22 protein-coding genes and 2 tRNA genes are annotated in these 22530 nt (G+C 34.8%); 7 read left to right on the top strand and 17 right to left on the bottom strand.

What is annotated here, in order from left to right; all coding sequences use genetic code 11:
• The first annotated feature begins 21 nt into the window (after positions 1-21).
• The 4 genes from thiE to pssA all read left to right on the top strand — a co-directional run bounded on the left by thiE (position 22) and on the right by pssA (position 3473).
• Positions 22-648 (top strand): thiamine phosphate synthase, encoded by a 627-nt coding sequence (gene thiE, locus CFE53_RS05720; protein WP_148120893.1) that lies wholly within the window; start codon positions 22-24, stop codon positions 646-648.
• 542 nt (positions 649-1190) lie between these two features.
• A complete protein-coding gene (locus CFE53_RS05715; RefSeq protein WP_148120892.1) occupies positions 1191-2051 on the top strand; it encodes an ATP-binding cassette domain-containing protein in 861 nt (286 codons plus the stop codon).
• Between the two features lie 11 nt (positions 2052-2062).
• Positions 2063-2845: an AAA family ATPase gene (locus tag CFE53_RS05710; RefSeq protein WP_148120891.1), complete on the top strand. Its 783-nt coding sequence runs from the start codon at positions 2063-2065 to the stop codon at positions 2843-2845.
• 1 nt (position 2846) lies between these two features.
• Positions 2847-3473 (top strand): CDP-diacylglycerol--serine O-phosphatidyltransferase, encoded by a 627-nt coding sequence (pssA, locus tag CFE53_RS05705; RefSeq protein ID WP_148121176.1) that lies wholly within the window; start codon positions 2847-2849, stop codon positions 3471-3473.
• 1000 nt (positions 3474-4473) lie between these two features.
• On the opposite strand, the gene CFE53_RS05700 is transcribed toward pssA, so the two are convergent.
• Genes CFE53_RS05700 through CFE53_RS05690 form a run of 3 tightly spaced genes read right to left on the bottom strand, consistent with a single transcriptional unit; the run spans position 4474 to position 5648 of the window.
• Positions 4474-4926, bottom strand: coding sequence for a DUF1890 domain-containing protein (locus tag CFE53_RS05700; RefSeq protein WP_148120890.1), 453 nt, complete (start codon positions 4924-4926; stop codon positions 4474-4476).
• A 9-nt stretch (positions 4927-4935) separates the two neighbouring features.
• Positions 4936-5247: a DUF1894 domain-containing protein gene (locus CFE53_RS05695; protein ID WP_148120889.1), complete on the bottom strand. Its 312-nt coding sequence runs from the start codon at positions 5245-5247 to the stop codon at positions 4936-4938.
• Positions 5248-5258: 11 nt separating this feature from the next.
• A complete protein-coding gene (locus tag CFE53_RS05690) occupies positions 5259-5648 on the bottom strand; it encodes a class III signal peptide-containing protein (protein ID WP_148120888.1) in 390 nt (129 codons plus the stop codon).
• A 94-nt stretch (positions 5649-5742) separates the two neighbouring features.
• On the opposite strand from CFE53_RS05690, the gene CFE53_RS05685 reads away from it, so the two are divergent.
• A complete protein-coding gene (locus CFE53_RS05685) occupies positions 5743-6762 on the top strand; it encodes a TrkA family potassium uptake protein (RefSeq protein WP_148120887.1) in 1020 nt (339 codons plus the stop codon).
• A 562-nt stretch (positions 6763-7324) separates the two neighbouring features.
• On the opposite strand, the gene CFE53_RS05680 is transcribed toward CFE53_RS05685, so the two are convergent.
• From CFE53_RS05680 to eno, 3 genes are all read right to left on the bottom strand, one after another.
• The gene (locus CFE53_RS05680) at positions 7325-7597 is read right to left on the bottom strand and encodes an ACT domain-containing protein (protein ID WP_148120886.1); all 273 of its coding nucleotides are present in this window, start codon (positions 7595-7597) and stop codon (positions 7325-7327) included.
• A gap of 19 nt (positions 7598-7616) precedes the next feature.
• Complete coding sequence (locus CFE53_RS05675; RefSeq protein WP_148120885.1) at positions 7617-8489, bottom strand: radical SAM protein; 873 nt, start codon at positions 8487-8489, stop codon at positions 7617-7619.
• Positions 8490-8802: 313 nt separating this feature from the next.
• Positions 8803-10056: a phosphopyruvate hydratase gene (eno, locus tag CFE53_RS05670; protein ID WP_172456384.1), complete on the bottom strand. Its 1254-nt coding sequence runs from the start codon at positions 10054-10056 to the stop codon at positions 8803-8805.
• Between the two features lie 170 nt (positions 10057-10226).
• On the opposite strand from eno, the gene CFE53_RS05665 reads away from it, so the two are divergent.
• Positions 10227-10610, top strand: a complete 384-nt coding sequence (locus CFE53_RS05665) for a metal-dependent transcriptional regulator (protein WP_148120883.1) — start codon at positions 10227-10229, stop codon at positions 10608-10610.
• Here CFE53_RS05665 and CFE53_RS05660 read toward each other — a convergent pair.
• On the bottom strand, positions 10607-11422 hold the full coding sequence (locus CFE53_RS05660) for a DUF63 family protein (RefSeq protein ID WP_148120882.1): 816 nt from the start codon (positions 11420-11422) through the stop codon (positions 10607-10609). The two genes, CFE53_RS05665 and CFE53_RS05660, sit on opposite strands and share 4 nt — an antisense overlap.
• Positions 11423-11729: 307 nt before the next feature.
• Positions 11730-12848 (bottom strand): ABC transporter substrate-binding protein, encoded by a 1119-nt coding sequence (locus CFE53_RS06955; RefSeq protein ID WP_371677946.1) that lies wholly within the window; start codon positions 12846-12848, stop codon positions 11730-11732.
• 312 nt (positions 12849-13160) lie between these two features.
• On the opposite strand from CFE53_RS06955, the gene CFE53_RS05650 reads away from it, so the two are divergent.
• Entirely contained in the window at positions 13161-13994 is an 834-nt protein-coding gene (locus CFE53_RS05650; RefSeq protein WP_148120881.1) for a F420-dependent methylenetetrahydromethanopterin dehydrogenase, read from the top strand.
• Between the two features lie 616 nt (positions 13995-14610).
• Here CFE53_RS05650 and CFE53_RS05645 read toward each other — a convergent pair.
• From CFE53_RS05645 to cfbB, 9 genes are all read right to left on the bottom strand, one after another.
• Positions 14611-15300, bottom strand: a complete 690-nt coding sequence (locus tag CFE53_RS05645) for a peptidylprolyl isomerase (RefSeq protein ID WP_148120880.1) — start codon at positions 15298-15300, stop codon at positions 14611-14613.
• A gap of 136 nt (positions 15301-15436) precedes the next feature.
• Positions 15437-15512: transfer RNA gene (locus CFE53_RS05640), tRNA-Gly, on the bottom strand.
• A gap of 10 nt (positions 15513-15522) precedes the next feature.
• A tRNA-Gly gene (locus CFE53_RS05635) sits at positions 15523-15595 on the bottom strand.
• Between the two features lie 450 nt (positions 15596-16045).
• On the bottom strand, positions 16046-16375 hold the full coding sequence (locus CFE53_RS05630; RefSeq protein ID WP_148120879.1) for an MGMT family protein: 330 nt from the start codon (positions 16373-16375) through the stop codon (positions 16046-16048).
• On the bottom strand, positions 16376-16948 hold the full coding sequence (gene hisB, locus CFE53_RS05625; RefSeq protein WP_148120878.1) for an imidazoleglycerol-phosphate dehydratase HisB: 573 nt from the start codon (positions 16946-16948) through the stop codon (positions 16376-16378). It abuts the gene before it with no gap.
• Between the two features lie 8 nt (positions 16949-16956).
• A complete protein-coding gene (locus tag CFE53_RS05620; RefSeq protein WP_148120877.1) occupies positions 16957-17742 on the bottom strand; it encodes a DUF166 domain-containing protein in 786 nt (261 codons plus the stop codon).
• Between the two features lie 1354 nt (positions 17743-19096).
• Positions 19097-20023: a quinolinate synthase NadA gene (gene nadA / locus CFE53_RS05615; protein WP_148120876.1), complete on the bottom strand. Its 927-nt coding sequence runs from the start codon at positions 20021-20023 to the stop codon at positions 19097-19099.
• 9 nt (positions 20024-20032) lie between these two features.
• The gene (locus CFE53_RS05610; protein ID WP_148120875.1) at positions 20033-20647 is read right to left on the bottom strand and encodes a ThiF family adenylyltransferase; all 615 of its coding nucleotides are present in this window, start codon (positions 20645-20647) and stop codon (positions 20033-20035) included.
• 310 nt (positions 20648-20957) lie between these two features.
• On the bottom strand, positions 20958-22295 hold the full coding sequence (gene cfbB / locus CFE53_RS05605; protein ID WP_148120874.1) for a Ni-sirohydrochlorin a,c-diamide synthase: 1338 nt from the start codon (positions 22293-22295) through the stop codon (positions 20958-20960).
• Positions 22296-22530: the final 235 nt, after the last annotated feature.

Below are 22530 nucleotides of genomic sequence, written 5' to 3'. Positions count from 1 at the left end.
TGCATTTATGTAGGTGAAAAGTTGAACCTAAGAAAGAAACTTAAACTCTACGTTATAACTGATAGGAGATTTAGGGATGAGGTGGAAAGTGTAAAGGAGGCTTTAGAGGGAGGGGCAACTGCAATACAGTTGAGACTCAAAGGAGTACCTACAAGGGAGATGGTAGAGGTAGGTAGGAAGATCAGAAAACTAACTGAGGATTACGACGCCCTCTATATAGTAAATGATAGGTTGGATGTTGCCCTGGCTGTAGGTGCAGATGGGGTACATGTGGGACAGGAGGATATGCCAGTGGATATAGTGAAGGAGATAGCACCGAATTTGATAGTAGGTGTTTCTGCATCAAATCTAAGGGAAGCACTGGAGGGGGAAAAAAAGGGTGCAGACTACATAGGTGCTGGCAGTGTATTCCCTACAAGGACTAAGGAGAATGCTAAACTTTTAGGTTTAGAGGGATTGAGGGAGATAGTGGAGAATGTTCATATTCCAGTTGTTGCAATAGGTGGTATAAACCATGAAAATGTTAAGGAGGTTCTAGAAGTTGGTGTAGATGGTGTGGCTGTTATCTCTGCAATAGTTGGATCTGAGGATGTGGTTGAGGCTACGAGGAGGATGATGGAAATGATAGAGGAGTACATTAAACAATAATACGGGATTAATTAAAGATAGAAAACTAAAAGTAGTTTTTTACTATTTTTTATTTTTATTATTATAATTTTCATAATAAGAATTAAAATTTATAAAAATATTAAAAATAGGAAATAATCATGGATAAAAAGAAGAAAAATGAAGGAATTAACAGAAGAAGATTATATTGGCTTTATTACAGAATGGGATAGTATAATAGTTAAAGATATGGGGATAAAACTTCAAAAGAAATAGAATATAAAGTTTTTAACACTTCTGAAAGATTACAAACTAGAACGTACCACAAATGGAGTTTTCCAGATCAGAGAAGTTATTAAATTACTGTTAAATATATGACTACGAGGGAGAGGTGGCAAGGTAGGGAGTACGATTTTTATATGGTGGAACATAAGCATACCTTTGTCTTTAGGAAAGCTAAGAAGGAAAAAGAAATATAGGAAGTATAAGTTTTAGTGCTTAATATAGTTTAAAGAGAATAATTTTTATATTCATTAAAAATAATTTTATAAGTCTTAAATTTTACTAGAGAAAACGGTGAATTTATGTCTAAAAATGAGGTTATCCTAGAGGCAAGAAATATATACTACAAATACCCAGATGGGACCCTAGCCCTAAAGGGAGTAAATTTTAAAGTTAAAAGAGGAGAAATGGTAGCACTCTTAGGTCCAAACGGTGCTGGAAAATCTACTCTATTTTTACACTTCAACGGGATCTTAAAACCTCATAAGGGAGAGATACTGATAAAGGGAAAACCTATAAAGTACGACAGTAGATCTCTCTTAGAGATTAGGAAAACTGTAGGGATAGTTTTTCAGAATGCAGACGATCAACTATTCGCTCCAACAGTGATGGAAGATGTGGCATTTGGTCCTTTAAATCTGGGATACAGTGAGGAGGAAGTTAAGAAAATAGTTAAAGAAGTTCTGAAGGCTGTAGGGATGGAGGGATATGAAGATAAACCTCCCCATTATTTAAGTGGTGGGGAAAAGAAGAGGGTTGCCATAGCAGGAGTACTGGCTATGAAGCCTGAAATAATGGTACTTGATGAACCTACAGCAGGTTTAGATCCCTTAGGGGCGTCTAAGATCATGGAGTTACTCTACAAGTTGAACAGGGAGGGGATGACTGTAATAATATCTACCCACGATGTAGATCTGGTACCTGTATATGCAGATAGGGTTTATGTTATGAACAAAGGGGAGATTATAACAGAGGGTACTCCAAGGGAAGTATTCAGTAAAGTGGATCTGATAAGGAAGGCGAATTTAAGACTCCCCAGGGTGGCCCATCTAGTAGAGATACTGAATAAGGAGGATAATATACCTGTAGAGATGGGATACACTATAGGGGAGGTAAGGGCCAATATATTGGAGTATCTTAAAAGAAAGTGTCAGAAAACCTAACTGGTGATACCTTGAAGATCGCCGTTACTGGAAAGGGAGGAGTTGGTAAAACCTTTATAGCCTCTACACTGGCAAGACTCTTTGAAAAAAACAACTACAAGGTTATTGCAGTTGATGCAGATCCAGATATGAATCTCGCCTGTGCCCTGGGAATAGAGGAGGAGATTACTCCTATCTCTAAGATGGAGGATCTTATAGAGGAGCGTACAGGTGCAAAGGTTGGAGGATATGGAAGTGTATTTAAGGTAAATCCCAAGGTAGATGATATAGTGGATAAATACTCCTACAGAGTAGGTAATATATACCTTCTGGCGATGGGAACTGTTGAACAGGGGGGAGAGGGATGTGTATGTCCTGCGTCAGTTCTCCTTAGGAGACTTTTAAGGCACCTTATATTGAAGAGGGATGAAGTTGTAATTATGGATATGGAGGCAGGTATTGAACATCTAGGGAGGAAAACCACAGAGAACGTAGATATGATACTCGTTGTAGTGGAACCTTCTAAGAAGGCTATTTTAACTGCCAAGAGGATAAAAAAATTGGCAGAAGATCTAGGTATTCCAAGGATTTATGCGGTTGTGAATAAGGTAAAGGAGGATATGGATAGGGAGAGATTTAAGGAGATCTTTGAGAAGGAGGTAGGTATTCCTATACTTAAGTTTTTACCATACAGTGAGGATGTTGTATATATGGATCTAAAGGGAAAACCTGTAGATCTAAACTCTTCCATTGGAAGGGAGATGGAGGATCTACGTAGGAAGATAGTGGAGGTTGTCCATGGGGAGGGAAATTAAGATATTCAGAATAAGGGAAATAATTACCGTTTCAGACTATCTAACTATGGTGAATATTGTACTAGGGATGCTGGCAATACTCTTCCATGATTTTAGATATATCTACTTAGCCATAATATTCGACGCCTTAGATGGATACGTAGCCAGGAAAACTAATACAGTATCAGATTTCGGAGCCCAGTTGGACAGTATATCTGATGTTGTCAGTTTTGGAGTGGCACCCTCCTATCTACTATATCACTACTTTGGAGGTATATGGAGTTTGATAGCATCTATAATATTTCTCCTATGTGGAGCATTAAGACTTGCAAGGTTCAATATATTAAATGTTAAGGATTTTGTAGGCCTACCTATACCTGCTGGAGCCCTTCTCCTCTCCACATCCTGTGAGATGGTTTTAAAATACGGGGGGATGTTAGGAACTTACCCCTGGGATGTGATCATCTCCATAATTGGAGTGTTGATAGGGTTGTTGATGGTAAGTGATATAGTATATCCCAAGTATCCAGGGAAATGGCATCTAGTAGTCTTTGGGATCTCTTTGATGTTATCCCTTTTTAACATTCCTGAAGGCTTATTTATATGTGCTCTAGGTTATACACTTTATGGACTAGTGAGGGGCAAATAATTTACTTATAGAGAATTTTATACTCCTAAAAACTATAGGATATTAATTAAACATTATAAAGATATATATAAAAATTCCATTATTATTACCACTTTAACAATAATCCTGAATACTTACAGAGTGGGCAAACTTGCTAATCTTTTTTAAAAGATGTAGGCTCTTATCAACTATGGAATTTGTTTTTTTTTAGATGTTAAAAAGTAGTAGTCTTGGGATAGAATAACACTTAGGTAGAAGTTTTTATCTTTTTTTATTAAATTATTATTTTTTAGCCTTAATGCCCATCAAAATAACGATTTAAATAATATTTAAATAATAAAAATAAAAATAATAAAAAAGACTAGAAAAAACCTAAATTCCCACCAAGTAGTGATTAAAAGGACAATAAAAATAATCAATATAAATCATTAGATATTCTTAGGATCTTTCTGAACACTTAGGTATGATAGGAGATCTTACTCTGATATCCACTACACTAGAAGGTCTACAGAGGATCATTCCCCTCCAATCTTCTTTTAAAAATGCTATATCTGGGATAATAGAAGTTTCTGTTTTTAAACATTTTTTTATTTTTTATTTTAAAATCTTTTCTTATTTTTTATTTTTATTATTTTTATAATTATTCTTATTATTTTTTAAACTCTCCCTTTGATGGGAAGTAGGGTTAGAAAAAATATTGAAATATAATACCTTATAATAAAAATATTAAATAATAGCAACCTGTTAGGAAGGACCTGCTCCACTCCATAGTATCCTAGAGCATCCCAGGAAATTATCTCTTATTTTGATTTTAATACCTTCTTCTTATACTTTTAATTTTTATAATTATTATTTTTATCAGGACTTTTAATGAGAATTAGAGTTATTAAATTAATATAATCAACTTTAATTAAATATAAAAATTTTAATAAATAACATAATTATTTTAAAAAACTTTTTTTAATTTAAATACCTAGAAAAAAGTTAAATCCTAACTAAAAAAAACTTTATCTTAATCTTACTATTTAAAAATCATCTCCCTTAACATCTCCTTTAATTTAGCCACAATAGGAATAGGGTTGTGGAAGGCCCGAGCAGAGTATGTTGTTATTCCCTCCTCCTCTAAATCCTCAATGTATTCCTTTTTTACCTCCCTACCAAATACTATAGCATAGGTTTTTGCATCATATACTGATTTATAGGATATAATATAATTTACTGCAGCATCGTTGTGGGCGAATCCCACTATAGCATCTACCTCTAACCTATTTTTCAATCCCATCTCTATATCCTGAAATCCTACACCTTTTAAATAGTACCTTTCTGGATCAGCAGTTTCAAGGAGTTTTAATGCTGCAGGATTTGCAGATAGGATAACCTCACATCCACGATTTTTCAACATATTTAACAAGTATATGGTAGAGGGGACCAAAACAGGAGGTTCAGGGCACCCTATGATAACAAGCACTCTCAAAGATACCACCTACCAAAACTTTAGTATAGATAAAAAACCTCCTTTTTTATCTTTATTATCTTTCTTTTCCGAAGAAGATTCACTAAGAGGTACTTTTAAAACAAAAGTCCCATGACATGGTTTTGTATAGGGAAATATAACAAAATCTTCCTCATAGGCTACAGGTATTGGAGGTTTCCCTATTAGAAGTACTCCCTTTAGAACCTCCTCTCCCGCCTTCAAGTACCTTATATTTTTAAAGTTCTTTTTGATATAGTCGGAACACTTTTTAAAGGATCCTTTAAATAGGATCTCGTAGTCGTATTTTTCTATACAGGACATGGTCTCACTTTTTAATTTACTATAACTATTGTTATATTGTATTCATCAGGATCTACGCCTGATCTATCGTATATCAGTCTCTCTATAAGATATAGAGTTGAAGCGTCTAAGGGACTTTGATTCCTTATATAGATGGAAATATTGGTTCTATTTGAATCGTAAGACATACCAAGGTATAGTATAGGATATCCTACATTACTCCCGTTGTATCCCGAATTTACAAGGGAAATGGCAGTTTTAGCCCCCATATCTATATTATCTAGGTCCCTACTCCTCTCATCTAAGTTATTATTTATAAAATGATAGATAGATGCAAGAGAGAGAATAAGTATAACAAACAGTAATAAAGAAAATTCTAAGGATAGTTGTCCCCTTTTTTTAAGTAAGGTTTTTATAATCATAGTTCCCACTGATATAATGTCATCAAATATTATTTATTATAATATTATATTATAATATTTATTTTAATGTTTATAAATCTCCTCAGGGTCTTAAATGGAGGTTGTTAACAGGATAAAATTAAGTATATTAACTATGATCCTACTTATTTTAATTTACGCCCTTGTAATGATGTATTTAGAGGGTTTATCTTTTACCAATGCCCTCTATTTTTCGATAGTAACTATCTCTACAGTTGGATATGGAGATATTACACCTACAACAGAACTTGGAAAGGTAGTCTCCTCTATTTATATCCTATGTGGTGTCGGTATAGGGTTGTACGCCTTAGGTAATGTTGCCGAATTTTTTGTAAGTGGATACTTTAAAAAAACAGATAGGATGAGAAAGATGGAAAAGAGAATAAAAAATCTGAAAGATCACTATATTATATGTGGATATGGTAAATGTGGTAGAGTAGTAACTAAAAAACTTAGAAGATCTGGAGCTAAGTATGTAGTTATAGATATCAACGAGAAGATTTTAGAGGAGGAGTTGGAGAACAATCCTAATTTTAACTACATTGTAGGAGACGCCACCCATGACGAAGTACTGATAAAAGCTGGAATTAAAAAGGCCAAAGGATTAATATCTGCAGTATCCAGGGATTCAGATAATGTATATATAACACTTTCTGCCAAGAGACTGAATCCTAATGTATTCGTTGTAGCAAAGGCTGAGGAAAAGGTATCTATGGATAAATTGCTGATTGCTGGGGCTGATAGGGTAGTTTCTCCCTATGTTATAGGAGGACTTAGGATGGCTGCACTTGCCCTGAAGGTTGATATACTTGACTTTATCTCCACCTTTATGTCTATAGCAAGATACGAGTACGATGAAGATTTAGAGATAAGGAAGATAGAGGTCAGAAGTAATTCTCCCTTGGCAGGTAAAAAGTTATATGAATCTAGGATTCGAGAGAAATTTGGGGCGAATATTATCGGTATAAAGAAGAAAGATAGGGTGATAATAAATCCATCTGCAGATGCTGAAATATCCGCTGGAGATATTATATATGCCTTTGGTACTGGTGAACAGTTGGATAATCTTGAAAAGGTTGCGAAGGGAATTCTATAATTGATGGTGGTGAGTAAAAATCTCAATGTTTTTATTTTTTGGAATGTTTCTAAGTGAGGATAGTAGAATCTTATTGTTATTTCTTTTCAATGTTTTTAGTTCTCTATTATAATAATAACAATTAATATAATTACGAGTTGTAGATAACATTAAATGATACCTTAATTATCATCAAAGTAATGATTTAAATAAAAAAATAATAAAAACTGAAAAAATATTAAAATATTATTAAAATATAATACTTTTAACAAAATTAATAATAGCAACCTGCTAAGAAGGATCTGCTCCACTTCCATAGAGTATCTTAGAGCGTCCCAGGAGATTATCTTTATTCTGATTTTAATATCTTCTTTTTATATTTTTATTATAATTAACTTTTTTATTATAATTATTGCTATTCTTCTCAGGATTTTTTGATGGGAATTAGGGTTTTAATTTTTATAATTTTTATAAATTCTAGTTTTCATTAAAATAATAACAAAAATGACAAAAAACTTTAAACCCTCAAAGAAGAGTGTTAACCAATTAACCATGTTTATTACGAAAAAATAGAGTTCAAATATTATATCCTGTGCATATACTTAAATATGTCTTCATGCTGTACTATTACCTTTACTCCTATTTCTTCACCAACCTTATCTAATTTCTTTACCAACTCCTCGAAATCACTCTTTGACTTAGATATATCCACGAGCATTATCATAGTAAAGAGATCTTCCATAAGAGACTGCCTTATGTCCAAGATATTTACATTATTCTCTGCAAGTGTAGAGGCTATCTTTGCTACTATCCCTACTCTATCTTTTCCAGTTACCGTTATAACAACTCTCTCCATTCAATACCACCTAACTCTTTTAATGGGAGAAGTGCTTTAGATCGTAGATATTCAGTTTCTTTTCAGATAGCAACCCTACAGCATCTGATCTACACTGTTGACATGCTCTAAACTGAGGTAAGTATTTTTCACATTTTTCCCTTATATTCTTTATCTCCTCACAGGTAGGAGGTCTTAACTCCTTCATCTTGTACAGTGGTATAAGTGGAATGATATTCTGAAGGTGTGCTACATCCTTGAAGGTTTTGGCAATCTCTACAATATGATCCATATTTATCTCAGGTATCAGTACAGTGTTTATCTTCACTATCAGCCCTAGATCATGAGCCTTTTTAATACCCTCCATCTGATTCTTAATAAGTATAGATGCCCCCTCTTCCCCCCTGTATATCTTCCCATCGTAGTATATCCACTCTACAATATCTTTAAGGATCTTAGGATCTATAGCATTTACAGTCACTGTTACAGTTTTCACACCTAAATCTGCTAATTTCTCTGCATACCTAGGAAGTAGTAGTCCGTTGGTAGAGAGACACCTTATCAGATCTGGAAACTTCTCCTTTAATATCTCCAAAGTTTCAAAGGTTTCCTTGTTAAATAAACTGTCCCCTGGACCTGCTATACCTACAACCTTGAGATTAGGTATCTTTTTTAATAACTCTCTTACATAGTCCTCCACCTCCTCAGGTTTCATAATACCCTTTGCCACCCCTGGCCTCTCCTCACAACATTCTCCACCTATACTCCTCCTACAGAACTTACAGGCAATGTTGCACCTAGGGGCGACAGGTAGGTGAACTCTCCCCACCTTGTCATGAAGTTTCTCGTTATAACAGGGATGTACCTTCAGTATATGGGCAAATTTAGACATTTTTTTACTTTTACTATTCATCCTTTCACCTATAAAGGATAATAAAAAAAAACAGATAAACAGTAAAAAATAAAACCTTAACAGTAAAACCTCTATTGTTTATCTCTTATATACGATTCCTGGATCTCCAAAGAAGTACTCCTTTTCTACTACTTAGAAATTGGAAAATATTGTAAGTAAGAGGAGCATCTATCTATTTTATAAACAGTTTTTTATAGTTTTATGTTGGATTAAAGTTCTATATCTTAACCTTTTTCCATGTTTTATAACACTTATTATTTTAGTATTTTTAATTAACATTATTTGAATTTTTAATTTATCCTAGTAAAAATATTTAAAATGGACATCTGAAGTTTCTCCCTGCATACTTAGGATACCCCAACTCCTCCTCGATCCTAATAAGTTGGTTGTACTTTGCAGTCCTCTCCCCCCTAGCAGGTGCTCCAGTTTTTATCTGCCCACTGTTTAGGGCAACTGAGAGATCTGCAATAGTGGTATCCTCAGATTCTCCACTTCTATGGGACACTATAACCCCATAACTATTTCTAAAGGCTAAATTTGCCGCATCTATTGCCTCTGTCAACGTCCCTATCTGGTTCACCTTCAGAAGTAGTGCATTTGCAGCACCCCTCTTAATGCCCTCCCTTAATCTCTCAGTGTTTGTTACAAATAGATCGTCCCCCACTATCTGTATCCCCTTCAACTCCTTTGTAATCATTGCAAAGCCTTCAAAGTCATCCTCATGGAGTGGATCCTCAATTGAAACGATACTGTACTCATCTACTATCTCCCTGTATAGGGATATGAGATCGTCTCTCGATAACTCCCTTCCCTGTATAATATAACAGTCCTTCTCTTTGTTGTAGAACTCTGTAGCAGCACAGTCTATGGCATACACTATCTTGTCCTCATAACCTGCCAACTTTACAGATTCATCCAGTAGATCTAACGCCTCCCTGATATCCTTTACAGGTGGGGCGAATCCCCCCTCATCTCCAACGTTTATTGCATCCCTACCGTACTTATCTAAGATTACCCTTTTCAAAGTATGGTACACCTCTGAAGACATCCTTATAGCCTCAGAGATGGAGTCTGCACCTATAGGCATTATCATAAACTCCTGGAACTCCAACTGATTGCCCCCATGAACCCCTCCGTTGAGTATATTCATCATTGGAACTGGCATAACGTAGGAGTTGCAACCTCCAATATACTTATAGAGAGGCAGGGATGCAGTGTCTGCAGCAGCCTTTGCAACTGCAAGGGATACGGCAAGTATGGCGTTGGCACCTAACTTACGCTTATCCTCTGTGGAGTCAAGTTCCTTCATCAACATGTCAATCTCTCTCTGCATACGGGAGTCAAATCCTACCAACTCAGGTTTTATGATGGAGTTTACATTATCTACTGCCAGGAGTACCCCTTTACCTCCAAATCTCATCTCCCTGTCTCTAAGTTCCATAGCCTCATGGGCACCCTTTGAGGCACCACTGGGCACTATAGCCCTACCGTATCCTCCCCCCTTTGTTATAACCTCTACCTCTACAGTAGGGTTCCCTCTGGAGTCTATAACCTCCCTACCTACCATATCCTTTATTTCAAATGATTCATCTACGTTTTTTAGCAATGTATCACCTGTTTCTATTTATCCAGAAAGTTTATTATAATACCTTCTTATTTTTTATACTTTTTTAATAAATTTTAAAAAATGATAAATAATTTAATAATTATTACATTAATATTCTTATTGGTGGTTCAATGTCTGAGAGTATAGAAGATTTCTTAGAGAAGGTCTATATATTCACCAAGGATAAAAATAGGCCTGTAAAAACTACCGAGTTAGCCAAACTGTTGGATATTAAACCTCCTGCTATTACAAATATGGCTAAAAAACTTCATAAATTGGGATATGTAGAGTATGAGCCCTATATAGGCATAAGACTAACGGAAAAAGGTATGGAAAAAGCAAAAAATGTTATAGATAAACATAAGACGATAGAGACATTTTTAGTTGAATGTTTAGGATTGGAGAGAGAAATTGCCTATAAGGAAGCCTGTCGATTGGAACATGCCATGTCTGATGAAGTATTTGAGAGGTTTAAGGAATTTGTAGAGAACTGTATAAAGGATAAAAAGAGTTAAACTCCCATCACAATCCTGAATAGATTTCTAAGTCCAGGAGCAAGACCTAAGGCCATAACTGTAATCTTCAAGATATTTCTCAGATCCCTATTCTCCACCTCACTGTTTAGAATATAGAGGACAGTTATAACTGCCACCAACTTCAAGGGTATCATAATAAAGGGACCAAAGTGATCCATAAAGAACCTTGGCAAGGGATGTTGTTCCCAGTATCCATACAACCCAATTCCAATGGCAGTGGCCACACCATCTGTAAGTTGGGCCAGTATTACGTATCTATCTATAGATTGGAATTTTAGGATATTTTTTATAGATTCTATCCTTTCAAGGAGATAGTTAAAAATAGCATATATTAAAACCACCATAAATAAGACGTAAAATAGCGCCTCGATATGGACCATGTTCTTTAAAAAGATGAATATTAAATATGTAAGAGGTAGTACTGCCATAATTGTTGCCAATATATAATACCTCTCTTTAAGTATTAAAGCAGATAAGATAATTGCAATAAGGTAGTATAAACCTATCACTATTACGATACCAGGAGTTACAGTGTAGTAAGTATGAGGGATATAACCACCATCTACAAGGGCCCTTATAAGGGATATGAGAACTGTATAAAATACAGTAACCACTGCAAACCTCCTATCTATATCTATATGAAATATTTTACATGTTCTGTAAAATATGTACACCATAAAAAACAGTAGTATACCGTAAGTTATCTCCTGAATGTAGTTATAACCTGACTGTTTTTCTATAGGCTCTATGTAGTACTTGTAGATAAATTTTTTAACATTAGATAGATCCATACATTCACCTGAGAAACTTAATTTAAAATAATAATTAAAACCCCTAATTGTAATAATAATTTTTATAAAAATCCCTTTATATTATCCACTCCTAAAAACATTTTAAATACTTTAGAAAAGGATAGAATGTGTTATTTAATATTTATCCTTTTAGAAGAGTTTCTAGAGAGAAAAAATAGTTATAAGGTGTTATAAAATACAAAAGAGTGGTTCTATACTTTTTAATTCAACCTACAAAGGATTTTTCACTAATTATTTTTATTATTATTAAAATCCATTACACTCTTAATAAAAAAGTAAAAAAGAATTATTCGCTGTAAGTTATACCTTCAGCATCAAGGGCACTCTTTAACATTACATACTGTATAGCCACAGGTAGTGGATAGCCTATTTTTACAACTTTCCCTTCTTTATGCTGTTCTTTAATCCAATCTACAAATTCATCCCAGTTGTTTACAGGGATGTCCTTTCTTACAACAACTGCTGAACCTTCACTGTTGAGGGCACACACGATCTTTCCTTCTGTACCCTTATCAATGGCGAATACAGCAGGAGGTACTCCGTTAAGTCCTATATCTATCTGCTTCTGAGCCATTAGTGTCATTATCTTTGCTCCTCCTTCAACTACCAGTGTCAATTCAACGTCAGCCACCTTCTTACCTTGGCTATAGAGAATATACTTCTTCTTAGGCTCTACCTCCTCTAGGTATATGCCATACTTCTTTTTGAACAACTCTGGATAGGTTGCTGCAACAGAGAGTGCGGCGTGGTGATCAGATGGAAGATGTGCAACCCTCAAGGTAGGTGCCTCTGAAGGTGGATAAGGTGGATCTACTGCGACATTGTTCTCTATCTCCTTAACTACCTCGTTGTAAATCTCGAAGTCAAAGAGTGTATTAAGTATCTTATCCCTGTCGGTGGTATTCAATCTACCGCTAAGTGCATTCTGTTTTCTCATAACCTCTACAAAGTTTAAAGTCCCATTAACTATAAGTTTAGGATCTGAGATGAACTTAATGGTAGGTATAGATTTTTCTTCTACCTCCTTATCCACTCCTAACCACTTAGCACTTGCCTCTATTGCCAAGGTCTTGTTTTTCTCCATCTCCTTTGCCGACAGTACCATTAACTTTACAAATTCACGGACTGCATAATCCTTATTTTTTAGAGCATCCTCTGAAACTACCATTACACAGCAAGGGTGATTCTTCCACATACCCTTTGGAGGAAGATCTCCACTGTAGATTACAACCTTTCCTATACCTTTAGTTTCCAGTACAGCAGGTGTTGGCTGCCATGCAATCACTGCATCAAGTTCTCCTGTACTTAAAAGTTGTGGCATTGCTCCCTGTCCTTTACAGTTTACTAGTTTTACCATAGTGCTGGTTTCTGTGGTGGTATTTCCTCCAATACATCCTGCTAGCATCACTCCTAAAACAAGGAGTCCTGCAACAGACAGGGCTATTAACTTCTTAATAGTATCACCTCTTAAAATCCAATGTAAAGGAACTTTTATACAGTAATATATAAATTTTACGATTTTTTTACATTAAAATAGCAATAAAATTTCTTAAAATGAAATTTAAAAGATAAGATGTATTTAAAGAGTGAAAATATTTTTACTATAATAAATCCCATCTTAATAAAGTTGATAAGGTATATTAAAAGTATTAATATATATCAAAATAAAAATAAGTATAAATAAAAGGATTTATTAAAATAATAGTTAGGTGACAACATGGTAGTAAAAATAGGAATTATCAGATGTGGAAATATAGGAACCTCACCACTGATCGATCTAATTTTGGATGAGAGGGCTGACAGAAAGGATATAGATGTGAGGGTATTGGGAAGTGGGGCCAAGATGGGTGTAGAACAGGTAGAGGAAGTTACTAAAAAGATGATTGAAGATATAAAACCTGATCTTATAGTATTCATTAGCCCAAACCCTGCTGCACCAGGTCCAAAGAAGGCCAGAGAGTTATTAAGTAAGTGTGATATTCCTTCAGTTATTGTAGGAGATGCTCCAGGGTTGAAAGTAAAGGAGGATATAGAAAAAGAGGGTTTAGGTTATATTATAGTCAAATGCGATCCTATGATAGGTGCAAGGAGGGAGTTCTTAGATCCTGTAGAGATGGTGCTCTTTAATGCAGATGTGTTAAAGGTGCTCGCTGGAACTGGAGCTATAAGAGTTGTTCAGCATGCAATAGACAGCATGATAGATGCTATAAAGGAGGGTAAAGAGGTAGAACTTCCTAAGATAGTTGTAAATGAGAGTAGGGCTATAGAATCTATGGAATACACCAATCCTTATGCAAAGGCTAAGGTAATGGCTGCCTTCAAAATCGCAGAGATGGTTGGAGACATCAACGTTAAAGGATGTTTTATAGTAAAAGAGAGGGAAAAATACATCTCTGTGGTAGCATCTGCCCATGAGATGATAAGGTACGCTGCCAAGTTAGTAGAGGAGGCAAGGGAGATGGAGAAGGCCCTAGATACTGTAAGTAGGAAACCACATGGATCAGATGGAAGGATACTTAGCAAGAATAAACTTCTGGAGAAACCTGAATAAGGAACTATATTTTTGCTTTTTTTCCTATATTGTTCTTTTTTAGGTAATTTAATATTTTTATAATAATAGTTATTTATTTAAAATCCTTAAAGTTGTAGTTTTAGTTTAAAAAGTTTTGTCCATAATTATAAAAATAATAAAAAAGGAAGGAATTGAAAAAATTTTATTCTTTTCTTTATATTATAAATTAGTCGTGGTAAAATGTTGAAAAATATTTAAATGTGTTATAAATTTCAATTGTCGTGTTATAGAGAATAACTAACTTCCTCTCCTTAGAGATGTATCTGTCTATCACAGTCCATAAACAAAGGGTTTTTAATAGAGAATCCACCTTTTTAAGTATCTAGGGTATCCAAAGGGTACAACCTAGAGGGATTTTATTTTCTCTCCTGTTTTTTAAAGATTTTTATTTTTTAATAATAGTTATTATAATAATTAACGTAAAATAAGAATAAACCAATAAAAGACGGAAGAACTTAATGAAGTCCGAGATAGAAAACCTTATACATTCTCCACTAGGGATTTTAAAATAAAAGGATTAAACAACATTATATTATAAAATTCCCCGTCTTCACCAAGATTTAAAAATTTATAAAAAAAGGTAAAAACTACCTATTTATTGAGATTCTTCATCTTTTCTTTCAAACTCCTCTATAAAAGATACCTTTTCAACATCTAATCTCTTCAATATCTCATCGGCAACTACCTTTTTGATTATTCCTACATCTCTCAGAGGTACTAACATCTCTCCAGGCACGGTAATATTGACCTCCTTCTCTCCTACTTCAACTTTTATCTCATCTATATTTAGAGTAGGTATGAAGAGTTTTAACAACTCCTTTACTATATCTTCAGGTTTCTCCACTACCTCCTCTACCTTAAAGATATATTTTACAGTCTTTCCAGCCAATTCATGGTTGAAGTCTACTAAAACCCTTCCTCCATTTATACTTACGATCTTCCCTACCTGGTTGTTTATTGTAACGGGCATACCTACAACTGGCGTTATTTTATGCTTTTTGAACTCTCTAAGTGGTATCAATTTGATCTTTGAGGGATCTCTCTTACCAAATGCCTTTTCAGGTGGAAGTTCTAATTCCTTTTCCTCTCCCACATTCATCTCTAACAGTGCCTCATCCAATCCTGGTATCAACATACCCTGTCCCACTATAACAGTAACTGGACCGTATCTGATCCCTGGGTTGTATATTCCTTCTTTTTTAGCCAACTCTTCATCGGTAGTATCGAAGAGTTTTCCATCAACATAACCACTGTAAGACACCTTTACAATGTCTCCCTTCTTCATATTAACACCTTATCTCTTTATTAAAATTGATAGAATCCTAATTAATAGATAGGGGTATATATATTTTTGTTAAAATTCCACTTATATCGTTATATTTAAATATATAGATATAGAGGACTATAAAAAATATAATATATGGTGCGCCAGTCGGGATTTGAACCCGAGTTGCTGGCTTGGAAGGCCAGAGTGATACCAGGCTACACCACTGGCGCACTGCAAAAGTGCGGCCTCCGGGATTTGAACCCGGGTACCGGCCGTGGCAGGGCCGTATGATACCAGGCTACATCAAGGCCGCTTTCCCTCCACCACAGGCAAAATATATAAGAAAAATTGTAATATATATAAATTATGGTATAGTGCAGGAACAGACACAGGTAAGTTTGTAAATATCGATGGATATAGATGATATGTACTCAGAGGTATTTTTATCTGGTTTCTAGTTTCTATCAAGGATCCTAATAAAATATTAATAAAATAAGTAATTAAAAGACAGTTAAATAGTGATAAAAAGAACAATTTTTATATTATTTGAATAATACTATTTTAGACTTATAAAAAATAATAAAAATTAAATAATAATAAAAAGTAAAGAGGTCTAAAAGTAGAGTTGATAAAAACCCTATCTCTCCCGTAGCGTCCAGTGTATGGTAGAATTTAACAATTTTTAAATTTTTTTATTATTTTTTTTTAATTTAAATTATAATAATTCTTATTATTTTTTGTTATAGTTATCTCTGTTCCTAACCTATAAATCATTTTCATTATCTATTTTTAACCTAAAAAAGTACCTCTCAAAATCCACTATCCTCCCATTCTCAACAGGTATGCCCTCAGATCTCAAAAGTTCTACCTTCTTCTCAACACCCATTATATAACCCCCTACCTCACCGTTGGATTTTACCACCCTATGGCATGGTATCTCTATCGGCTTAGGATTCTTACTAAGCAACATTCCCACAACCCTATACCCTCTGATTCCAAGGGCCTCTGCAATCTCTTTATATGTGGTGACCTTTCCCCTCGGTATCTTACTGACTAACCTATAACACCTCTCTCTAAGGGAGGTACCTTCCATTTAAACCACTCCCTTTGTACTTATTATCCCCTTCCTCTCATCTACCTGGGTGGCCATATCTAAGGCTACACCAAAGGCCTTAAAAAGTGCCTCTATCTTATGGTGTTCATTTTTCCCCTTTACCTCAAAGTGTATATTCATCTTTCCATTGTTTGCAACAGACTGGAAGAAGTGGATCACATTCTCCGTTGAGAAGTTCCCGATATTACTTCTGTTTGGGGTGTACTCTCCAACAACGTAGGGCCTCCCCCCTAGATCTATGGACACCATGGCACGGGCCTCATCCATAGGGATAATAGCCCATCCAAATCTCTTTATATTCTTTCTCTCAATTTCTTTTAAAGCGAGACCTAAGGTTATACCTACATCCTCTACAACGTGGTGGTCATCTACCTCCAAATCTCCCTCTGCGTATATGTAGAGATCGAAGGATCCATGTTTTGCAAAGGAGGAGAGTACATGATCAAAAAAAGGTATCTTTGTGGATATCTCATACTCTCCAGTACCGTCAATGTTTATTGTTAAGGTTATATCAGTCTCCTTAGTTTTCCTTTTAATTTCGAAGATCCTCAAGTTATCACCTATGGCTGTATCAGACACCCTTTACTACAGTATTTATTCCCACACCTGTAAGGTAAAAGAGCCCTTCTTACACTTTCCAGTGCTATATATCCCGCCTCATGGAGTATTGTATCCTCCAACTCCTTGTCATACTCCATACTTCCTAGACATGGGTAGTTATGATGTGCATTGAAGATCTCCTCCTTCAACTCCCCCAAAGTTTTCCCTTTAATCCTCTTTGCTATGTAGTAGGTAATACCACAGGGTGCCGATACTATTACTTTAACATCTGCCACTTTATGTTCCTCTACCTTTATCTCCATCTGAGGATATCCTATTTTGAAGTAGTCTATAAACTTGTTAAGTACCTCCCTACTCTCTCCTTTCTTTAAGGCACAAAAAGGTTTTGGATTCTCAAAGTCTATGCCTAACTTCTCACAGTTTTTCTTTAAGGAGTTTCTCATAGATAGAGATAAATCTTTGGGACTTTCAGAAGGTACTATAAGCAGTTTATACCCTTTATCATTTATTATGTAGGGAATTTCATAGAGGAGATCCTCATGAAGTTGGGCCACTAATACATCTCCTCTAGGGATATCTGGGATATATTCAGAGGGATCCTCTATAAATGCTTCCCTATCTACTGGAGGGACGACAACCTTCTCAACATCTTCCTTATAACTCCAATCTCCACGACAGTTATAACAATCTTCACATATTCTACAAAAATCTTTATCGTTTATTAGATGGTTGTAGAATCTCTCCATTCCCTCGTTACCTTCATGATATATAAAGGTAAGTTTCATAATCTTCACCATCTGTAGGATAAAAAAGAATAAGTATAAACGTTAAAAACAGGAAAATAGGTGCTATCCCTCAACATTAACCCCATTCCTCATCCTTGGCCTACGCCACGTCAGAATGGTTAACCCTATGTTGAGGGTTATAGGGATTTTTACTGTACCCTGATCATCCTAAGGGAAATCTTCCCTGTCACAGGGCTCGCCCTAAAAATCCCTTTAATAATTATCCCTTCAATATCGAACCCGCTATCATCGCAAGGTAATACCCATGTGCTCCATGTGGGTCGGTTTATTGAAGGGTGATATATAATATATGGGATCTGATATATAAATTTTAATTTTGTTATTTTTAATAGGATTTTTAAATCTTTGTCATTACTGTTATTTTTATAACCACTAATAACTTTTTAAACTTTATAATAAAAATAATTATTATTATGATAAAAATAAATAAAATAAAAAATAACTGAAAAAAGGGAATAAAAACTTCTAAAAATAAGGATTAGCAGAAATTCCGCCCTACTTTTTCAGTACTTAGTGTAGTCCAGGAAATAATATCTATATTTCTTCTTTTATCTGTATTTTTTCTTTATTAAGTGTTTTAATATTTTTTACTTTGTTTAATTATTATAATTTATACTTGTTCTTTTATACCCTAACTCCTATCAAAAATGATAATATAAAAAATAATAAAAATAATTATAAAAAATAATAAGATAAAAAAATAAAGAATAAGGTTTAAAATAAAAACTTCTATCATCTCAGATATAACATTTTAAAAAGAGGATTGGAGGAGAATGATCCTCTGAATGCTCTCTAATACAGGGATTCGGAAATAAGATCTCCTATCTTATCTAATGGTTCGGAAAGATCTTTAAAAGAATAGGTTTTATATTGATTATTTTCATTATGATTTTTATAATTATATTGATTATCTTTTTATTATTTTTTAATTACTCTTTGGTGGGAACCAAGGTTTTTACCTTTTTATCCCTATTCCTTCAGAATTTTATTACATTTTATCGTTATTCCTCTTAAGATTATTAATATTTTTTATTACTATCTTGATGGGAGGTAAGGTTAAATAAAAAAACAAAAATAACTATGAAAGTATAAAAACTTTTGAAAAGAATGATTAACTAAACTTTACTCTACTTCTTCAGTACTGATGTAGTCCAAGAATAAAATTATATTTTATTTTTTTATCTTTATTTTAAGTGTTTTTAAGATTTTTAATTTTTATTTTAATTATTTTTTCTTATAATAATTATTATTTTTTATTCGAAATCTTGATGGTAGTTGTTGATTTAAAAGTTCCGTTTGCCACTATTATTACTCTTAGATGAAAATATAATTTTTACCTTCCACTGATAGATAGCATATAATCAATAGCCCTCTTCGCCCTCTCTATTATCTCTTCATCTAATACAACTTCATACTTCTCCTCCAATAAACACCTCTCCAACTTCTCAAGGGTTATCCTCTTCATAGGTTCACAGATAGCATCCTCCCTTAGAGGTATCAACCTTTTCTCCTCCCCTCTCTTCTCCAACTCTATCTTCAACCTAGTTATCATATCTACCTCTGTACCTATTATAAACTCCTTCTCAGGAGAATTTAAAACATGTTTAACCATCCCCCCTGTACTATAAACATAATCTGCCATCTCCTGAACCTCAGGATCACACTCAGGATGCACCAAAACCTGGGCATTTGGATACTTCTCCTTAGCCCTTCGTATATCCTCAACTGTAAACTTCTTATGTACGTAGCAGTGGCCATCCTCAGGCACTGGGATAATCTTTTTCTTAGTCCTCTTCTCTACGAAATATCCAAGGTTTCTATCTGGCCCAAATATGATCTCATCCTCTTCAAAGGAATTAACCACTATATGGGCATTTGCAGAGGTGCATATCCCATCTGCCAGTACCTTTGCCTTGGAGAGAGTATTTATATATATAACTACCTTGGCGTTAGGATGTCTCTTTTTAGCCTCTATTAACATCTCGGGAGATAGTTGATGAGCCATGGGACACTGTATATCTTTAATCTCAGGTATCAGTACTTTTTTATCCTTATTTAATATCTTTGCAGTCTCTGCCATGAAATCTACACCACAGAATACCACAATATCTGCATCTGTCCTCTCGGCAATCCTACAGAGTTCTAATGAGTCTCCAATAAAATCTGCAACCCTCTGGATCTCCTCAGGCTGATAGTTATGGGCAAGTATTATGGCGTTCTTTTCCCTCTTTAGTTTATTTATTCTCTCTACTATATTCATCTCCATCCCTCATCTGTATATACTGTTTAGAACCTTTAAGCATTCTATTACCATCTTCCTCCCTATCTCATCTAAGGTATAGGGAGTTATAGGTTCCCCGTCTTTTATATATTTCCCAGTACCTACAACTGTATGCCCCTCCTCTTTAAGGTTGAGATACCTTGCAGGACCCCGTGTATATTTGGCATCTGAGACTTTAATCTTCTCATCTATCCCAAAAACCCCATCTGTACCTATGGTTTTTATCCCTCTCTCTTTACAGTACTCTATTATTTTACATCTTATTGGAAGGGTATCTCCTCCAGCTATACATATTATAACAACATCACCCCTTATTAAATGTAGATTATCCATGGTTATATATTCAGGAATTCCTACGACCTTCTCACTGTAAAACCTCTCTAAAAATTTAACTTTATACTCCCCAACCTTACCTCCCAGTCTCCTATGAATAATATCATCCCTCTCTATCTTTGCCCCGTCAAATAGGTATATCTTTTCAGGACCTCCCCTATGAACCTCCATTAAATCCATTGCAACACGAACCCCCAACCTGCCACATCCGATTATGGATACCTCTCCCCTTGGGCGTAATTTTTTTTCTAGATTCTCCACATCTTCCATAGAGATCCCTATTGTTCCACTGTCTTAAACGATTTTTTATAATAGTTTTTATTAATAAATTATTATTAATAACATTTCTAAACACTAACAACAAAGTTATTAAAAAATAAAGAACTATCAAAAATAACTAATGAAATAAAACAAAATAAACAGTATAAGACAGAAAAATATACCCACCCTTGGAAAATCGTATGTTCATCGAAACCCTATGGCTACTCTATACGACCGCCGTATAGGTGGGCCTGTCTTCGCAGTATCATCTTGAATCAACTGCGTAATAATATTATATCTTTTCAGTAGTATATAAACTTTAACCTTCAACTAAAGAGGATGCAAAGTAGGGATTGGCAACAGGGTGCTGATGTGCATAACCTCCAAGTACTCTGCCATCTGAGGATAACAACCCATCCATATTATCTACTATACCCCTACCTCTTTCTATTCTATAGGCAAACCTCCCTCTGATATTAACCACCTTCGAGTAGTGAAACTCGTGGGCTCTAAAAGTAATATCCTTTTTACCGATGGGACAGTTCTCTAAGAAGGTGCCAATTACATAACTTAGTCCCTGCACCTCCTTAGTCATTATACTATCACACTCTAACAACCCCACCATCTCAATTCCATCTATAGATCTACTTAGGTACATAAGACCTCCACATTCTCCGTAGATCTTGCCGTCAAATTTTCTTATAGACTCTATCATAGATCTATTACCACTTAACTCCTTAGCAAATATCTCAGGGTATCCTCCACCGAAGTAGAGTATATCACAGTTGGGAACTTCAGCATCCCTCAAAGGACTGAAAAACTTAATATTTCCCCCGTTCTCCCTTAGGGCGTCGAAGGTGTCCCAGTAGTAGAAGTTAAATACCTCATCATAGGCCACTCCTATGGTACATCTCCTTTTATCCACATGCCATAAAGTGGTATCCTCCCTATCTCCAAAGTCTATACTGTCACTTATCTCCAATAACTTCTCTAAATCCAAATACTCCTCAACTAATGAACCCCAGAGATCTATACATCTCTTTATTTTTTCCCTACCTTCAGGTGTTGGGATAAGGCCAAGATGTCTCTGGGGCACCTCAAGGTTTTCATCCCTAGGTATTCCCCCTATTATCTCTATATCTGAGATATAGTAGGATATAGCATCCTTTAATTTCCTGTAGTGATTCTCCCCTCTAACCCTGTTGAATATAACCCCTTTGATATTTACATCCCTGTCAAAACTTCTAAATCCCTTTATAATTGCAACTGCACTTCTCGTTAAACTTCGAGCATCTACTATTAACACCACAGGAGATTTAAGAGCCTTAGATATAGAGGCAGTAGAACCTACATCGTTGTAGGGAGATATACCTTCATATAACCCTCTAACACCTTCTATAATACTTACATCCTTTCCCTTAGAGTTCCTCCAGAACAACTCCCTTATCTGCCCTCTATCCATAAAGAAGGAGTCCAAGTTCCTACTGTAGTTTCCAGTTGCAGTGGTGTGATAGGTTGGATCTATGTAATCTGGACCTACCTTGTAAGGTTGTACATTGTACCTCTTAGATAGTGCCCTCATTATTCCAGTGGATATAAGTGTCTTACCTACCATGGAGGACGTACCTGCCAACACTACCCTTTTTAAATTCTTCATCTTTTCACTCTTTATAAAAATATAATTACAGTAATAACACTATCGGGAAATCGTGAATAAAAAATTATAATAAAATAATATAAATAAAAATATTTTATAAAGTAAAGATTAGGATAAAATATATAGTAACCTTAATTCCCATCAAAAAAATCCTGATAAAAATAATAATAATTATAATAAAAGTAACAAAAAGAAGGTATTAAGATCAAAAATAAGATATGGATAATCTCTCCTG

The sequence above is a fragment of the Methanofervidicoccus sp. A16 genome (assembly GCF_003351865.1).
GTDB lineage: Archaea > AGJL01 > Methanococci > Methanococcales > Methanococcaceae > Methanofervidicoccus.
This window is presented reverse-complemented; position numbering and strand designations above follow the sequence as displayed.

Bases quoted from the DNA above. Each gene is read 5' to 3' on its own strand.
- CFE53_RS05715 (WP_148120892.1), top strand. From the start codon at position 1,191: ATGTCTAAAAATGAGGTTATCCTAGAGGCAAGAAATATATACTACAAA.
- CFE53_RS05695 (WP_148120889.1), bottom strand. From the start codon at position 5,247: ATGTCCTGTATAGAAAAATACGACTACGAGATCCTATTTAAAGGATCC.
- CFE53_RS05690 (WP_148120888.1), bottom strand. From the start codon at position 5,648: ATGATTATAAAAACCTTACTTAAAAAAAGGGGACAACTATCCTTAGAA.
- CFE53_RS05685 (WP_148120887.1), top strand. From the start codon at position 5,743: ATGGAGGTTGTTAACAGGATAAAATTAAGTATATTAACTATGATCCTA.
- CFE53_RS05680 (WP_148120886.1), bottom strand. From the start codon at position 7,597: ATGGAGAGAGTTGTTATAACGGTAACTGGAAAAGATAGAGTAGGGATA.
- CFE53_RS05675 (WP_148120885.1), bottom strand. From the start codon at position 8,489: ATGAATAGTAAAAGTAAAAAAATGTCTAAATTTGCCCATATACTGAAG.
- eno (WP_172456384.1), bottom strand. From the start codon at position 10,056: ATGGTAGGTAGGGAGGTTATAGACTCCAGAGGGAACCCTACTGTAGAG.
- CFE53_RS05665 (WP_148120883.1), top strand. From the start codon at position 10,227: ATGTCTGAGAGTATAGAAGATTTCTTAGAGAAGGTCTATATATTCACC.
- CFE53_RS05660 (WP_148120882.1), bottom strand. From the start codon at position 11,422: ATGGATCTATCTAATGTTAAAAAATTTATCTACAAGTACTACATAGAG.
- CFE53_RS06955 (WP_371677946.1), bottom strand. From the start codon at position 12,848: ATGCTAGCAGGATGTATTGGAGGAAATACCACCACAGAAACCAGCACT.
- CFE53_RS05650 (WP_148120881.1), top strand. From the start codon at position 13,161: ATGGTAGTAAAAATAGGAATTATCAGATGTGGAAATATAGGAACCTCA.
- CFE53_RS05645 (WP_148120880.1), bottom strand. From the start codon at position 15,300: ATGAAGAAGGGAGACATTGTAAAGGTGTCTTACAGTGGTTATGTTGAT.
- CFE53_RS05630 (WP_148120879.1), bottom strand. From the start codon at position 16,375: ATGGAAGGTACCTCCCTTAGAGAGAGGTGTTATAGGTTAGTCAGTAAG.
- CFE53_RS05620 (WP_148120877.1), bottom strand. From the start codon at position 17,742: ATGAAACTTACCTTTATATATCATGAAGGTAACGAGGGAATGGAGAGA.
- nadA (WP_148120876.1), bottom strand. From the start codon at position 20,023: ATGAATATAGTAGAGAGAATAAATAAACTAAAGAGGGAAAAGAACGCC.
- CFE53_RS05610 (WP_148120875.1), bottom strand. From the start codon at position 20,647: ATGGAAGATGTGGAGAATCTAGAAAAAAAATTACGCCCAAGGGGAGAG.
- cfbB (WP_148120874.1), bottom strand. From the start codon at position 22,295: ATGAAGAATTTAAAAAGGGTAGTGTTGGCAGGTACGTCCTCCATGGTA.